The 13,819-nt window shown below is 64.3% G+C and carries 13 protein-coding genes; 10 read left to right on the forward strand and 3 right to left on the reverse strand.

Annotated elements, in window-relative coordinates:
• Positions 1–19: 19 nt before the first annotated feature.
• Entirely contained in the window at positions 20–565 is a 546-nt protein-coding gene (locus tag CAL29_RS28590) for a sigma-70 family RNA polymerase sigma factor (RefSeq protein ID WP_094856255.1), read from the reverse strand.
• A gap of 465 nt (positions 566–1,030) precedes the next feature.
• On the opposite strand from CAL29_RS28590, the gene CAL29_RS28595 reads away from it, so the two are divergent.
• From CAL29_RS28595 to CAL29_RS28605, 3 genes are all read left to right on the forward strand, one after another.
• Positions 1,031–1,984: a YncE family protein gene (locus CAL29_RS28595; protein ID WP_256977785.1), complete on the forward strand. Its 954-nt coding sequence runs from the start codon at positions 1,031–1,033 to the stop codon at positions 1,982–1,984.
• A gap of 10 nt (positions 1,985–1,994) precedes the next feature.
• Positions 1,995–2,960 (forward strand): sterol desaturase family protein, encoded by a 966-nt coding sequence (locus CAL29_RS28600; protein ID WP_094856257.1) that lies wholly within the window; start codon positions 1,995–1,997, stop codon positions 2,958–2,960.
• A gap of 148 nt (positions 2,961–3,108) precedes the next feature.
• Positions 3,109–4,227: a Fic family protein gene (locus tag CAL29_RS28605; protein ID WP_094856258.1), complete on the forward strand. Its 1,119-nt coding sequence runs from the start codon at positions 3,109–3,111 to the stop codon at positions 4,225–4,227.
• A gap of 101 nt (positions 4,228–4,328) precedes the next feature.
• On the opposite strand, the gene CAL29_RS28610 is transcribed toward CAL29_RS28605, so the two are convergent.
• Complete coding sequence (locus CAL29_RS28610; protein ID WP_094856259.1) at positions 4,329–5,219, reverse strand: LysR substrate-binding domain-containing protein; 891 nt, start codon at positions 5,217–5,219, stop codon at positions 4,329–4,331.
• 134 nt (positions 5,220–5,353) lie between these two features.
• Between CAL29_RS28610 and CAL29_RS28615 the strand changes: the two genes are divergently transcribed.
• The gene (locus tag CAL29_RS28615; protein ID WP_094856260.1) at positions 5,354–6,196 is read left to right on the forward strand and encodes a class II aldolase/adducin family protein; all 843 of its coding nucleotides are present in this window, start codon (positions 5,354–5,356) and stop codon (positions 6,194–6,196) included.
• Positions 6,197–6,275: 79 nt separating this feature from the next.
• Positions 6,276–7,589, forward strand: a complete 1,314-nt coding sequence (locus tag CAL29_RS28620) for an MFS transporter (protein ID WP_094856261.1) — start codon at positions 6,276–6,278, stop codon at positions 7,587–7,589.
• A gap of 55 nt (positions 7,590–7,644) precedes the next feature.
• Here CAL29_RS28620 and CAL29_RS32230 read toward each other — a convergent pair whose 3' ends face one another.
• Positions 7,645–9,267, reverse strand: a complete 1,623-nt coding sequence (locus tag CAL29_RS32230) for an IclR family transcriptional regulator (RefSeq protein WP_094856262.1) — start codon at positions 9,265–9,267, stop codon at positions 7,645–7,647.
• Between the two features lie 127 nt (positions 9,268–9,394).
• Here CAL29_RS32230 and CAL29_RS28630 point away from each other — a divergent pair, with 127 nt between their 5' ends.
• From CAL29_RS28630 to CAL29_RS28650, 5 genes are all read left to right on the forward strand, one after another.
• Positions 9,395–10,369: a Bug family tripartite tricarboxylate transporter substrate binding protein gene (locus tag CAL29_RS28630; protein ID WP_094856263.1), complete on the forward strand. Its 975-nt coding sequence runs from the start codon at positions 9,395–9,397 to the stop codon at positions 10,367–10,369.
• 9 nt (positions 10,370–10,378) lie between these two features.
• Positions 10,379–11,587 carry a CaiB/BaiF CoA transferase family protein gene (locus CAL29_RS28635; RefSeq protein ID WP_094856264.1) on the forward strand — a complete coding sequence of 403 codons (1,209 nt, stop codon included), beginning with the start codon at positions 10,379–10,381 and terminating at the stop codon, positions 11,585–11,587.
• A gap of 16 nt (positions 11,588–11,603) precedes the next feature.
• On the forward strand, positions 11,604–12,767 hold the full coding sequence (locus tag CAL29_RS28640) for an acyl-CoA dehydrogenase family protein (RefSeq protein ID WP_094856265.1): 1,164 nt from the start codon (positions 11,604–11,606) through the stop codon (positions 12,765–12,767).
• 352 nt (positions 12,768–13,119) lie between these two features.
• Positions 13,120–13,500, forward strand: a complete 381-nt coding sequence (locus CAL29_RS28645) for a type II toxin-antitoxin system RelE/ParE family toxin (RefSeq protein ID WP_094856266.1) — start codon at positions 13,120–13,122, stop codon at positions 13,498–13,500.
• Positions 13,481–13,816, forward strand: coding sequence for a helix-turn-helix domain-containing protein (locus CAL29_RS28650; protein WP_094856267.1), 336 nt, complete (start codon positions 13,481–13,483; stop codon positions 13,814–13,816). The genes CAL29_RS28645 and CAL29_RS28650 overlap by 20 nt, the downstream gene beginning before the upstream one ends.
• The last annotated feature ends 3 nt before the right edge of the window (positions 13,817–13,819 follow it).

Here is a 13,819-nt window from a genome sequence, read left to right on the forward strand (position 1 = left end):
CCGGCGTGTAGCAGGACGCTCACGGGATGGTGGCGCCGGCCTGGGCCAGGTTGCGCGCTTCCAGCCGCATGCAATGGAGCATGGCCTGGGTGAGATAGTGTCCGACCATGCGCGAGGACACGTCCAGTTCGCGTGCGACTTCCTGATGCGTCATGCCGCACGCCACCGCCAGGACGAAGGCGCGAGCGGCCTTGGGCGGCAGATGGCGCAACATGGCGTCGATTTCATACAGAGCCTGAAGCACCGCCGTCTGGTCTTCGGCCGAGGGGGCATACGCCTCGGGCCGCGCGGCCAAGGTTTCCAGCCAGGCACGTTCGATTTCGCGGTGGCGCCAGAGATCGATGCACAGGCCGGAGGCGATGGTCCTCAGGTAGCTTCGGGCCTCCTGGCTGCTTTCGAAGCATCGTGGGCGGGTGATCAACCGCACGAACGTGTCGTGCGCCAGGTCCGCCGCATCAGCCGCATCACCCAGGCGAAAGCGCAGCCACCCCTGCAACCAACCATGGTGGTTGGTGTAGAGCGTTTCGACTTGTTGTTGCGGAAGCGGGACCGACGCGGCGCCCATGAGGCCTTTCCTTTGCCTCATATCCGACAAAAAGAGGCGATGTGAATGAGAATTAATATGATTCTATCGAATTTCAGCCACAATTCAACAAAAGGCACGGGACGGCCAGGCAATGCCACGATGGAATCGTTGTGAACGGTTCCGCGGTTTTCCTATCCAAGAATCAGTCCGCACTGAGTCCACACCGGCCGCCGGCTTCCCGGAAGACGCTCCCGCCGCCCACGAGGGCGGCACAAGCTCGCCGGGTGTCGGCCGCGATCTGTGGGCCACGATCCTAGTCGGCCGATTGAAAGCTTGAAACACTATAGTTTTTGTATACACGTCTCTCCCGCGCACGGTGCGCCGTGCAACCTTTGCCTTGCGCGCATCACTCCGCATTTCGGACCTTACATTCCAATGAAGTCTTCCCGTCGTAAGTGGCTTGGCCGTGGTCTTGCCCTCCCCCTGGGCTTGAGCCTGCCACCGTTGCTTTCGCTTCGTCCCATCCTCGCCGCCGCGGCCGCGCCAGCCCCGGCACTCGCCATCGTCATGAATTCCGGCGAGGCGAGCGTGTCGGTCATCGACATGGCCACGCACAAAGTCGTGCGCACGCTGCCGACGCTGCGGGAGCCCAGCCACTGGGCGCTGGCCCCCGATCGCAGCAAGCTCTATATCGCCGACGCCAGCGGCAACGCGCTGTTCGTCGTGGATCCGCGCGACGGCACGGCGATCGGCCACAAGACGATCGCCGACCCCTATCAACTCGGTTTCAGTCCGGACCATCGCTACCTGGTCGTCAATGCGCTGCGCCTGAACTACGTCGATTTCTATCGCGCCGACGACCTCACGCTCGTGAAACGCTTCAAGGCCGGCAAAATGCCGAGCCATCTCGATTTCACGCCGGACTCGCGCACCAGCTTCAGTTCGATGCAGGAGTCCGACAGCGTGGTCGCCTTCGACCTCGCCAATATGACGGTCCGCTGGACGTCGAAGGTTGGCGCGACGCCCGCCGGCGTGCTGTACCACAACGGCAAACTGCTGGTCTGCGTCATGGGGGCCGACTACGTCGCCGAACTCGATCCCGCGGACGGCAAGATCCTGCGCAAGATCAAGACCGGCGTGGGCCCGCACAATATTTTCCTCACGCCGGACGGCAAGACGCTGTACGTAAGCAACCGCATCGGCGGCTCGCTCGTCGCGCTCGACCCCAATACCTACGCGCTGCGCCGCACCTATCCTTTTCATGCGTCGGGTCCCGACGACATCGGCGTCGCGCCGGACGGCAAGCTGTGGGTCACGCTGCGTTTCCGGGAGCAGGTTGCCGTGCTCGATCCGGCCAGCGGCGACTACGAAACGATCGCGGTCGGCCGCTCTCCGCACGGCATTTATCTCACGACCGAACTGAACCGTTCCGGCCTCATCACGGCCGAAACCCTGTAGCAAGCCCGCCATGCTGACCTTCATCGACAGATTCTTCAATATGGTGGCCGGCGAGATCGATCAGTATCTCGTGTTGCCGTTGCTTTATCGCTTCGGCTGGATGCAGTGGGAAGAACTCTCTTTCGACTGGGCGCTCATCTGCGTATACGGCTTTTTTGCCGTGATCGCGACATATGCCGTGTGCTGGCCGCTCGAGGCCTTTTTCCCGATCGAACGCTGGGAAAACCGCAAGGCCGTGCTGACCGATGCGTTCTATACCATCCTCAACCGGGTAGGCGTGCTGCCGGTCTTCAGTTTCCTGCTGTTCTACCAGGTGCAGGTGTGGGTCAACGGTTTCCTCGTGAGCCAGGGCTATATTCCGCCGACGCTGGAGACGATCTTTCCCCCCTTGTTCGGGCACCCGGTCGTCACTTTCATCTGCTATGCGCTGATCCTCGACTGCGCGGACTATTGGCGGCATCGGCTATCCCATATGTTCCGCAGTTGGTATGCGCTGCACGCGCTGCATCACGCACAGCGGCAGATGAGCTTCTGGTCCGACGACCGCAATCACCTGCTGGACGATCTCGTCGCCGGCGTGTGGTTCGGCGTTGTCGGACTCGCCATCGGCGTTCCGCCGCTGCAGTTTCCCCTGCTCTTCCTGTTCATGCGCTTTATCGAAAGCCTCAGCCACGCGAACATCAGGCTCTCGTTCGGCTGGCTCGGCGACAGGCTGCTGGTGTCGCCCCGTTTTCACCGGCTGCATCACGGCCTGCGCGCGGCCGGCCGCAACTCGTGCAACTACGGCGCGGTCTTTCCGTTCTGGGACATGCTGTTCGGCACGGCGGACTTCTCGGACGAGTATCTACCCACCGGCGACAAGCGCGCGCCGGAATCGATGGCAACGGGGAGTTATCTGGAGCAGCAGGTGGGCGGCCTGCGGTTCTTCCTGGACGAATTCAAGGCCGCGTCCCGCAAAGCGCACCGGGGTTCGTGAGGCCAGAGGGCGGGAATTTGCCGCATGCTGAATGAGCTACGGTTTCGATACCGCAGGCCAGGTCAATGCGGTGAATAACGCCCCTATTCTCCGTATAATCTGCGGAGAATAGCTTGCTCTTGCGGCGAATCGGCTGTTTAATCTCCGCATGAATCGCGGAGAAAGTCTCTATATCTGGCAAGCCCCCGACTGGCCGGCCTGGCGCTACGACCTGTCGGCGCTAGCCGGGCCGTTGGCCGCGGCCAGCCGTGCCCAAGGCGTGCTGCTGGGCCGTCTGGCCGACGTGGGCATGGCGCTGCGCGACCAGGCCAGCCTGGCCGCGTTGACCGAGGACGTGGTGAAGACCAGCGAAATCGAGGGCGAGGTGTTGAACGTCGTATCGGTGCGCTCGTCCATCGCCCGGCGCCTGGGCGTGGACATCGGCGCGGTCGCGCCGGTGGACCGGCACGTCGAGGGCGTGGTCGAAATGGTGCTCGACGCCACCTCCGGCGGCACCGACCCACTGACGGAGAAGCGCCTGTTCGGTTGGCACGCAGCGCTGTTCCCGACCGGCTATTCGGGCATGACCAAGATCGCCGTGGGTCAGTGGCGTGGCGATGCCGGCGGACCGATGCAGGTCGTATCCGGTCCGGTGGGACGACACAGGATTCACTTCCAGGCGCCGCCCGCCGATGTGCTGCCTGTCGAGATGGCACGCTTCCTGGCGTGGGCCAGCGAGGAAACCGACGAGCCGATGCTCATCAAGGCCGGGCTGGCGCATCTGTGGTTCGTGACGCTGCATCCGTTCGACGACGGCAACGGACGCATCGCCCGCGCCGTGGGCGATCTGTTTCTCTCTCGTGCCGACGGCAGCCCGCAACGCTTCTATAGCCTATCGGCGCAAATCCAGCGCGAGCGCAAGAACTACTACGACATGCTGGAGCGCACGCAGAAGGGCTCGCTGGACGTCACCGGCTGGCTGTCGTGGTTCCTCGATACGCTGGCTAGCGCGGTAGCCAGTGCGCAGACCACGCTGGATGCCGTGCTGGCCAAGTCGCGGTTCTGGCAACGATGGGCGGGCCTGCCGCTAAACGAGCGGCAGGTAAAGCTGCTCAACCGCCTGCTCGACGGCTTCGACGGCAAGCTCACCAGCAGCAAGTGGGCCGCCATCGCCAAGTGTTCGCCCGACACCGCGCTGCGCGACATCACGCAATTGCTCGAACTGGGCGTGCTGGAGAAGTCGCCGGGCGGCGGGCGCAGCACCGGCTATGAACTGGCGGGCGGCTGAGGGGGGGCGAGAGATACGGGATACGTACTGGCCGGGACGAGATCCGATCGCGTGCGGCGTAATGCGGATTGGTATCCAGGCCCGGCACGAAACACCGCGACTCAATCCTGCGCGGCCTTTTCCAGCAGCCACGCCCGGAAGGCCGCGACCTTCTTCTGGCCGAGTTCGTTCTTCCGGCACGACAGGAAATGCGTGTGCCGCCGGAACCGCACCAGCGACGCGTCGCGGATTTCCACCAGTTCGCCGCGGCGTAATTCCCGCGCGGCCAGACGCGTGCTTTCGAGCACCACGCCCATGCCGTCGGCCGCCGCCGAGATCGCCATCGCCGCGCGGTCGAAGGACGGCCGCGGACGTTCCGGCAACGGCAGCTTGTTGGCCTCGAACCAGTCGCGCCATTTCAGCGGGCTCAGGGGAGAGTCGATCAGCACCGACTCGCGCAACAGCCGGCGGATGTCCACGGCGCCGGCCAGCAGCTCGGGCGCGCACAGCGGCACGGTAGGCTCCTCGCCCAGCGACACCACGTCGACCCCGGGCCGTTCCAGCGCGCGGCCGTAGGAGATCGTCGCGTCGACCTCATGTATCTGGTTCAAATCCAGCGCTTCCGATCCGGTCGTCAAGCGGATGGTGACGCCGGGACAGGCATGCGTGAAGTCGCTCAGTTTCGGGCCCAGCCACTTCACCGCGAGGCTGGGCGAGCAATGCACGGCCAGCACTTCCTGGCTGGGCGACAGCGTCACCTCCGCACAGGCGGCCTCCAGGGCGTTGAATACGCGCGTCAGGCTGTCGAGCAGGCGCGTGGCCGCGGGCGTGAGTTCGACGCGACGGTTGCGCCGCAGGAACAACGCCAGCCCGAAGTGCGCTTCGAGCTCCTTGATCTGATGGCTGATGGCCGAGGGCGTCAGGTGCAGTTCCTGTGCGGCGAGAGTGAAACTTTCCAACCGGGCAGCGGCCTCGAACGCCCTCAGCAAAACGAAATTGGGCAGGCGTCTCATGAATGAATCGAAATAACTGGATTACCCGAATAGTTGAATGGCATTCACAATTCCATGAACAGTCTTTGTTTGTCAATCGGTAAACGCCCATGTGACCATCGGCCGTGCTTTGACCTACATCAAGGAGACAAATCATGGCCGCAGTCATGGAACGCCCCGCGACCGCCCTGGACCTGGGCGACCGCGTTTCCATCTACCAGCCCGAGCAGAAGGGGCTGATATTCCCTGAAATCCCCGAATTCCCGAACCACGCGGAGCACCGGCAGTACCGCAAGGAACATCTGGTCGGCGCCTGTCGCGCCTTCGCCCTGCAAGGCTTCGACTACGGTTTCGCCGGCCACCTGACCGTGCGCGACCCCGAGCATCCCGAGCTGTACTGGACCAACCCCATGGCCGTGCATTTCTCGCAGGTGAAGGTGTCGAACCTGATCTGTGCCGACCACCAGGGCAAGGTGGTCGAAGGCCGCCACGCGATCAACCGCGCCGGCTTCGTGCTGCACGCGGCCGTGCACGAGATGCATCCCGACATCGTCGCCATGTGCCACGCGCACACGCTCTACGGCACCGCCTTCGCGGCGCTGGGCAAGCCTATCGCGCCCATCAGCCAGGACGCCGCCGCCTTCTTCGAAGACCACGTCGTCATCGGCGACGAGGCCGGCCAGGTCGCCGTGGAAGTCAAGGCGGGCAACAAGGTCGCGCACGCTTTCAAGGGCGTGAAGGCCGCCATCCACCAGAACCACGGCCTGCTCACCGCCAGCCGGCACAGCATCGACGCCGCCGCGTTCTGGTTCATCGCGCTCGAACGCTGCTGCCAACAGCAGTTGATGCTCGACGCAGCCGGCATCACGCCGCGCCTGGTGTCCGAGGAACGCTCGCGCTACAGCCGCGAACACGTCGGCAGCGACTACATCGGCTGGCTGCACTTCCAGACCATCTGGAACGAACTGGTCAACACCCAGCCCGACATGTTCGACTGACGCGGCCGACGCCCCGGCCGCCCCGCCGGACCACCGGCGGGGCGCGACAACTATTCCTACAAAAAACGAGGAGACAACCATGAACTCGGTTTCCGCAGACGCGCTGGACGCGCGCACCGCGAAGTCCGACGAGGACCGCATCTATTCCAAGGTCACCTGGCGCCTGGTGCCCTTCCTGCTGCTTTGCTACATCGTGGCCTATCTGGACCGCGTCAACGTCGGCTTCGCCAAGCTGCAGATGCTGCAGGACCTGAACTTCAGCGAAGCCGTCTACGGCCTGGGCGCCGGCATTTTCTTCATCGGGTATTTCATCTTCGAGGTGCCCAGCAACATCATCCTGCACAAGGTCGGGGCGCGCATCTGGATCGCGCGCGTCATGTTCACCTGGGCCATCGTGTCCGCGGCGATGATGTTCGTGACCACGCCCGGCATGTTCTATCTCCTGCGCTTCCTGCTCGGCCTGGCCGAGGCCGGCCTGTTCCCGGGCGTCATCCTGCACCTGACCTACTGGTATCCGGCTCAGCGGCGCGGCAAGATCATCGCCATGTTCATGACGGGCATTCCGCTGGCCGGCGTGATCGGCGGTCCCATCTCCGGCTGGATCCTGCACGCCATGGGCGGCGTCAACGGCTGGGCCGGCTGGCAATGGCTGTTCCTTCTGGAAGCCCTGCCCTCCTTCATCCTCGGCTTCTTCGTGCTCGGCTACCTGGACAACGGCATCAAGACGGCCAAATGGCTCACGCAGGAAGAAAAGGACGTGCTGAGCACCAACGTCACCAATGACGCCAGGCAGGTCGCCTCGCACTCGCTGCGCGACGGCTTCACCAACCCGAAGGTGTGGCTGCTGTGCGGCATCTACTTCTTTTTCATCATGGGCCTGTACGGCGTGGGCTTCTGGCTACCCACCCTCATCAAGGACTCCGGCGTGAGCGACCCGCTCGTCATCGGCATCCTGACCGTGCTGCCCTACGCCATCGCGGCCATCGCGATGGTCTGGGTCGGCCATAGCTCCGACGCGCACCGCGAGCGCCGCTGGCACATCGTCTGGCCCGGCATCATCGGCACCATCGGCTGGCTTTGCGTGGTGCAGGTCGGGCATAGCAACGTCGCGCTGGCCATGGCCGCCCTTACCGCCGCCACGGTGGGGGTGCTGGCCACGCTGAGCCAGTTCTGGTGCCTGCCCACGGCCATCCTCAGCGGCGCGGCCGTCGCGACGGGCGTGGCGGTGGTCAATTCCACGGGTAACCTGGCGGGCTTCGTCAGCCCCTACGTGATCGGCTGGATCGTCGACAAGACCCACTCGACCAATATCGGCGTCTACACGCTGGCGGCTTCGCTGCTGATCGGCTGCCTGCTGCCGCTGGTGCTGTCGAAGAAACTGGTCAACCGTTGATCCTCAAGGCCTGCCACGCCAAGGCGGCAGGCCTTTGCAGGATCGAGGAGCACGCTCATTCACCCACCAGTTCCTTCTGAATAAGCGCGGCGATTCCTCTCAAGGCGGTGGCGATCGCCTTTATCTGCGCTTGCGTGGAACAACGCTCCTTGAGCATTCCGCAGTTCAGTACATACGAGACGCCATCGACCGGCACGGCCAGGGGGACGGCCACCGCGACGATCTCGGGGCGGAAATCGTTCGAACTGCACCAGCCTTGCTGCTTGCAGGCCTGCGCGGACTGCAACGCGGCGCGGGCGTATCGCGCGTAGGCCTGGGGCTGCTCCAGTCCGATACGGCGCAGGACATCGTTGCGCTCTCCTTCGCCCGCGCTTGCGATCCAGGCGCGTCCCATCGCCGTGAGCAGCATGGGCATCGGCGCGCCCGTGTCGGGCGGCAGAAATCGCGCGTCCGTGCGCCAGGCCGTCTCCACGTAGACCATGCTGGTTCCGTGCCGGCGTCCCAATGAAACGGCTACGCCCAGTCTTTCGGATAGCGCAAGCATGTGCGGGCGCGCGATACGCCGTACCCGCAGGCTCGACAGCATCGGATATGCCAACGCCAGCGTGGCCGCCCCGAGCCGGTAACGCCCGGTGGCGGCATCCCGGCGCAGATATCCTCTCTCGCAAAGGGTGTACGTTATCCGGGTAATCGTCGAGGGCAGCGCCCCGGTTCGGCGCGCAAGCTCCCGCGTGCCTATGTAGGCATCGTTGGGACCGAAACACTGCAGAACGTCGATGCCGAGCGCGAGCGTTCGCGCGAAGGTGCCATCCCTCGGGTCCGTCAGCCACTTGCTTTGGTATTGGTTTTCGCGCCACGCGAACGGAACCGCCTCGCCGGCCTGGGAAAGCGGTTCGTCCGGCGACTCGTTGGCCTCGGACCAATCTGCTTCGATACGGGCCGCGAGGGCAAGCAGCCGCGGGCCGACGACACGGCGTAGATCGGCCGGACCCAACCGCCGGGCCGCCATTCCGCAATTGAGCACCATCCGTTCCCCGAGCACGTCGATGGACAGCGGCACGGCCACCGCGTGCACGTCGGGCAACCAATCGCCTTCGGACCAGCAGAAGCCATGGGTTGCCAGTTGCTCGCCCGCGCGATGAACGATCGCCGACACGCGTTGCGCGGATACGGCCTCGGCCGCCCGCAGGCCTGCCTTAACCTCGGCACGCTCCCGTGCATGCGCCGAAGCCAGCCATGCCCGGCCCATCGCGGTCTTCAGCATCGGGAGCGGCGCGCCGACGTCGGGCTGGAAGCTGACGGGGTCATTGCTGCGCAATGTCTCCACGTACACCATCCGGAAGCGGTCCCGGACCCCGAGCGATACGGAAGCGCGCAAGGACTCCGCCAGATGCTTCATCGGCAGCCGTGCCAGGCGGCGCAGGCGCAGTTGCGCCAACAGCGGGTAGCCGAGCGTCAGGGTCGCGGTGCCTAGCCGATGGCCTCGCCCCCCTGAAAGCTGCTCCACCAGGCCGCGGGTGGCCAGCGTCGTCGTCATCCGGGTAATCGTGGCCTTGGACAGGCCGGTACGCCGGGCGAGTTCGCCATTGCTCAACACCTGCGGGCCATTGGCGTATGCCTCGGCGACATCGAGCCCATGCGCGAGCGTCGTCGCGAAGCGGGGATCACGGTCTTGCATTTGATGGGAGGTGGCGTCGTCGTGTTCAACATATTAAAACAAACCTGGATCGGCGCATCGCCCCTTCGTACTCTCCGTAGTCCGAACCGGGAGGCACGTCGCTTCGCGGTGGGGATGGAGACAAAAAATGATCAAGACCCTTATTTCCGCCGCGCTCGCGATCTGCGCGGCGTCGGTGCATATGAGCGCGGTGGCGCAAGACGAATATCCAACGAGACCCATCAAGATCGTGGTGCCCTTCGCGCCCGGCGGGTCCGCCGACCTGGTCGGCAGGTTGATTGCGGACGAGTTGCGGCGCGAGCTGAAAGAGACGGTGGTCGTCGAGAACCGTCCGGGCGCGGGCGGCAACATCGCCGGCGATTACGTCGCGAAGTCCCCCGCTGACGGCTATACGCTGCTCCTTGCCGCCACCGGCCCCATCGTGGTGAATCCGAGCCTGTACACCAAGATGTCCTACAACCCGCTCAAGGACCTGGCGCCCGTGGCGTTGCTGGCTCGCGAGCACAACCTGATGGCGATCAACCCCGCGGTGCCGGCGAAGAACGTCAAGGAATTCATTGCGTACGCCAAGGCCCATCCGACCAGCGTTTCCTTCGGCTCGCCCGGCAACGGAACGCCCGCGCATCTCGGGGGCGAGTTGTTCAACCGCATGGCGGGCACGACGATGACCCATATCCCGTACAAGGGCAGCGGCCCCGCATTGAACGACCTGATTGCCGGCCAGATCACCGTGATGATCGACAACATGCCGGCCTTGCTTCCCCAGGTCCGGTCAGGCCGCCTGCGGGCGCTCGGCGTAGCCAGCGAAAGCCGCGCATCGGGCGCGCCGGATATACCGACGATTTCCGAATCGGGGCTGCCCGGTTTTGTCGTGACCGCATGGAAGGGGCTGATGGCGCCCGCGGCGACGCCCCAGCCCATTATCCGCAAGCTCAACGAAGCCGTTGCGCGTTCGATGGAGAAACCGGAAATCCGCAAGCGGCTTCTGGACCTGGGCGCGGAACCAGGCGGCGGAACGCCCGAGGAATTCGCGGCGCTGATCGCGAAGGAGTCGGAGAGCTGGGGCGCCCTGGTGAAATCGACCGGCGCGCACATCGATTGAGGATGGGACATGAGCATCGACACTACGAATGGCCCCTTGCGCGGCTTGCGCATCCTTGACATGGGAACCGTGGTTGCGGCGCCGTTCGCGTCGTCCTTGTGCGCGGATCTGGGCGCGGAGGTCGTGAAGCTGGAGTTGCCCGACGGCAGCGACCCGCTGCGTTTTCTTGCGCCGGTGGAGCCCGAGCACGCGCTGTATTGGAAAGTGCTTAACCGTGGCAAACGCGGCATCTCCCTGGACGTGCGCAAGCCGCAGGGACGAGCGCTTTTCCTGCAACTGATCGAGGACTTCGACGTGCTGGTCGAGAATTTCCGGCCCGGCACCCTGGACCGCTGGGGCCTGGATTTTGCCACCCTGCAAGCGCATAACCCGCGTCTGTCCGTATTACGGCTGACCGGCTTCGGCCAGGACGGCCCCTACGCCAACCGGCCGGGTTTCGCGCGCATCTTCGAAGCCATGAGCGGACTGGCCAACCTCACGGGCGAGGAAGGCGGCTCTCCGTTGCACATCAATTTCCCGCTGGGGGATTCAGTCGCGGGCCTGTTCGGCGCGTTCTCTATCGCCGCCGTGGCCGCCGAACGGGCGCGATATCCCGACGCACCCGGACGGGACGTAGACCTGTCCGCCACCGAGGCGCTACTTCGCGTGCTGGAGCCGTTGCCCGTCGAGCGGGAACGCACCGGCACCGAGCGCGCACGAAGCGGCGCGCGCGCGACCTATACCGCGCCGTCCAACATCTATCGCACCAAGGATGGCGTCTGGATCACGATCGTCGGCTCCTCCGACGCCACCTTCCGGCGGCTTTGCGCGGCCATGGGGGAGCAGGAACTCGCCAACGACGCGCGCTTTGCCAGCAATCCGCAGCGCATGGCGCACCTGCGGGAGCTGGACGACCGCATCGCGGATTGGTGCGCGCGACATGCGCAAGCCGAACTTTGCTCGCTGCTCGATTCGCATTCGGTCCCCTGCTGCAAGGTCTACTCGATCGACGATGTCCTGGAGGATCCGCACTTCAAGGCCCGGGGCGCCCTGGTCCGCCTGCCCGATCCGGCGCTCGGTTCACTGCCCGCGCCGGCCACCGTCCCGCGATTCAAGGGATCGCCGATGAGCGTACCGCGCACAGGCCCCGACGTCGGCGAACACAACGCCGAGATCTATGGCGCGATCGGCGTGTCCGCCGAAGAACTCGCGCGCCTGCGATCCCTGCAAGTCATCTGAGCATCAGGAGCCCGCCATGATTCGTGACGCTTCCGCATTCGAACAGACCATACATTCCCTACGGCGCTTTGTGCGTGACAAGCTCATCCCCAGGGAAGCCGAAGTCGAGCAACGCGACGAGGTTCCCGACGACCTCGTGGACCTGCTGGCACGCCAGGGATTCTTCGGCTGGTCGATTCCCGAGGACTGGGGTGGCGCGGGCATGACCACCGAGGAACTGGTGTTGGCCGCCATGGAGCTGTCGCAGGCCTCCGTGGCGTTTCGCGCTCGCGTCGGCACGAATACCGGCATCGGATCGGAGGCGCTGGTCGCGGATGGCACGCCGGAGCAAAAGGACCGCTATCTCCCACGCCTGGCTCGCGGCGAGATAACGGGGGCCTTCGCCCTGACTGAACCGGAAGCCGGTTCGGATGCGACGGCCTTGAAGACTTCCGCCATCCGCGATGGCGATCACTACGTGCTCAACGGTTCCAAGTGCTTTATCACCAATGCGCCGATCGCGGGGGTCTTCACGGTGATGGCTCGCACCGACCCGCGGGATCCGACCGCGAAGGGAATCACCGCCTTCCTCGTCGACCGCGATACGCCGGGCCTGAGCACCGGCCCGGGCTATGAAAAGATGGGACAGGCCGGCTCTCCCGTTTCGGAAGTCTATTTCGATGGATGCCGGGTGCCGGCGTCGAACGTGATCGGGGGGCGCGAAGGGATGGGCTTCAAGACCGCGATGAAGGTCCTGAACAAGCAGCGCATCCATTTGGCCGCCCTATGCACGGGGCCCGCGATTCGCATGCTGGACGAGGCCATCGCCTGGACTGTCCAGCGCCGCCAGTTCGGACAAAGCATCGCGAACTTCCAGCTCGTGCAGGCCATGATCGCGGACTGCCAGACGGAGATCCAGGCAGCCAGGGCGCTCATCCTGCAAACGGCACGCGAAAGGGACGAAGGAAAGGACGTGACCATGCAGGCGTCGATCTGCAAGTATTTCGCATCCGAGATGTGCGGCCGGGTCGCGGACCGGTGCGTGCAGATGCTCGGAGGCACCGGCTTCATCCGGGGGAATCCTGTCGAGCGCTTCTACCGCGATGTCCGCCTGTTCCGGCTTTACGAGGGCACCAGCCAGATCCACCAGCTCAATATTGCAAGGCGCACGATTTCCCTGGCGGGGTTCAAGCTGGAATGAGGCAGGGCGAGTAAATATCGATCCCCGCCTGTCGCGAACGCAGGTGGCTCAGAAAGCAGCGGCGGCGAATGCGACGCCTGCGACGCAAACTGGTCGGTGAACGCTTGACTGGAACGCGGACACGCTCGAACGATACTTAGCGCACACGTCGGACGAAAGCTCGGCAGCGGCCATGACCGCGCGACCTTCGTCGCACAACGCAAAGCGATAGGGCAGCAACGGGCCGACTTCCTGAACGCACAGGAAGTCGAGAAACTGCCTTCCGCAGTCAACGCATTGCAGTTCATCAGCGAGTCTCCGACGGTTGAACTACGAGCCCAACCGTAAATATCCTGGAAATGGTATATTTGGCATGACCGATGATCGTGAACGGCCGCTGCTATGGATTGGCAGCAGCAAAAAGGACTTGCTTGGCTTGCCGGCTCCAGTGCGCCGCTTTTTCGGTCACGCGCTGGATTTTGCCCAGCGAGGCGAACAGCATGATGCCGCCAAGGTGCTCAAGGGTTTCGGTGGCGCGGGCGTCCTGGAAGTCGTGGAAGACGACGCCGATGGCACTTATCGTGCCGTCTATACCGTACGCTTTCAGGAAGCTGTCTTCGTGCTCCACGCCTTTCAGAAAAAAAGCAAACGTGGCATCCAGACACCCCAGGCGGATATCGCGATCATCCGCCAGCGACTGAAGGTCGCGGCAATCGTGGCACAGGAGTTGAAGGATGAAAAAGCGCATCGTTGAAGGAGTAGAGGTCGAGGTCAGCACTGGCAACGTGTTTGCCGATCTTGGGCTGCCCAACGCCGACAAGCTCAAGATCAAGTCCGGCCTGACCGTTGAAATCACCAAGGCCATCCGCGAGCGTGGATTGACCCAGGTGGAAGCCGCGAAGCGCATGGGCCTGACGCAACCCAAGGTCTCCGCCCTCCTGCGCGGCGAATTCTCCGATTTCTCCGAACGCAAACTGATGGACTGCCTGAATCGGTTGGGCTACGACATTGAAATCCGCGTCCATCCCGCGCAAGAACCCTTGGGGCACCTGACCCTTACCTGCGCTTGAACA

Origin of the sequence: Bordetella genomosp. 10 (assembly GCF_002261225.1) — a bacterium.
In the GTDB taxonomy this organism is placed as follows: Bacteria; Pseudomonadota; Gammaproteobacteria; order Burkholderiales; family Burkholderiaceae_B; genus Bordetella_C.

Coding starts and splice junctions, on each gene's coding strand:
- CAL29_RS28590 (WP_094856255.1), bottom strand. CDS start 565: ATGGGCGCCGCGTCGGTCCCGCTTCCGCAACAACAAGTCGAAACGCTC.
- CAL29_RS28600 (WP_094856257.1), top strand. CDS start 1,995: ATGCTGACCTTCATCGACAGATTCTTCAATATGGTGGCCGGCGAGATC.
- CAL29_RS28605 (WP_094856258.1), top strand. CDS start 3,109: ATGAATCGCGGAGAAAGTCTCTATATCTGGCAAGCCCCCGACTGGCCG.
- CAL29_RS28610 (WP_094856259.1), bottom strand. CDS start 5,219: ATGAGACGCCTGCCCAATTTCGTTTTGCTGAGGGCGTTCGAGGCCGCT.
- CAL29_RS28615 (WP_094856260.1), top strand. CDS start 5,354: ATGGCCGCAGTCATGGAACGCCCCGCGACCGCCCTGGACCTGGGCGAC.
- CAL29_RS28620 (WP_094856261.1), top strand. CDS start 6,276: ATGAACTCGGTTTCCGCAGACGCGCTGGACGCGCGCACCGCGAAGTCC.
- CAL29_RS32230 (WP_094856262.1), bottom strand. CDS start 9,267: ATGCAAGACCGTGATCCCCGCTTCGCGACGACGCTCGCGCATGGGCTC.
- CAL29_RS28630 (WP_094856263.1), top strand. CDS start 9,395: ATGATCAAGACCCTTATTTCCGCCGCGCTCGCGATCTGCGCGGCGTCG.
- CAL29_RS28635 (WP_094856264.1), top strand. CDS start 10,379: ATGAGCATCGACACTACGAATGGCCCCTTGCGCGGCTTGCGCATCCTT.
- CAL29_RS28640 (WP_094856265.1), top strand. CDS start 11,604: ATGATTCGTGACGCTTCCGCATTCGAACAGACCATACATTCCCTACGG.
- CAL29_RS28645 (WP_094856266.1), top strand. CDS start 13,120: ATGACCGATGATCGTGAACGGCCGCTGCTATGGATTGGCAGCAGCAAA.
- CAL29_RS28650 (WP_094856267.1), top strand. CDS start 13,481: ATGAAAAAGCGCATCGTTGAAGGAGTAGAGGTCGAGGTCAGCACTGGC.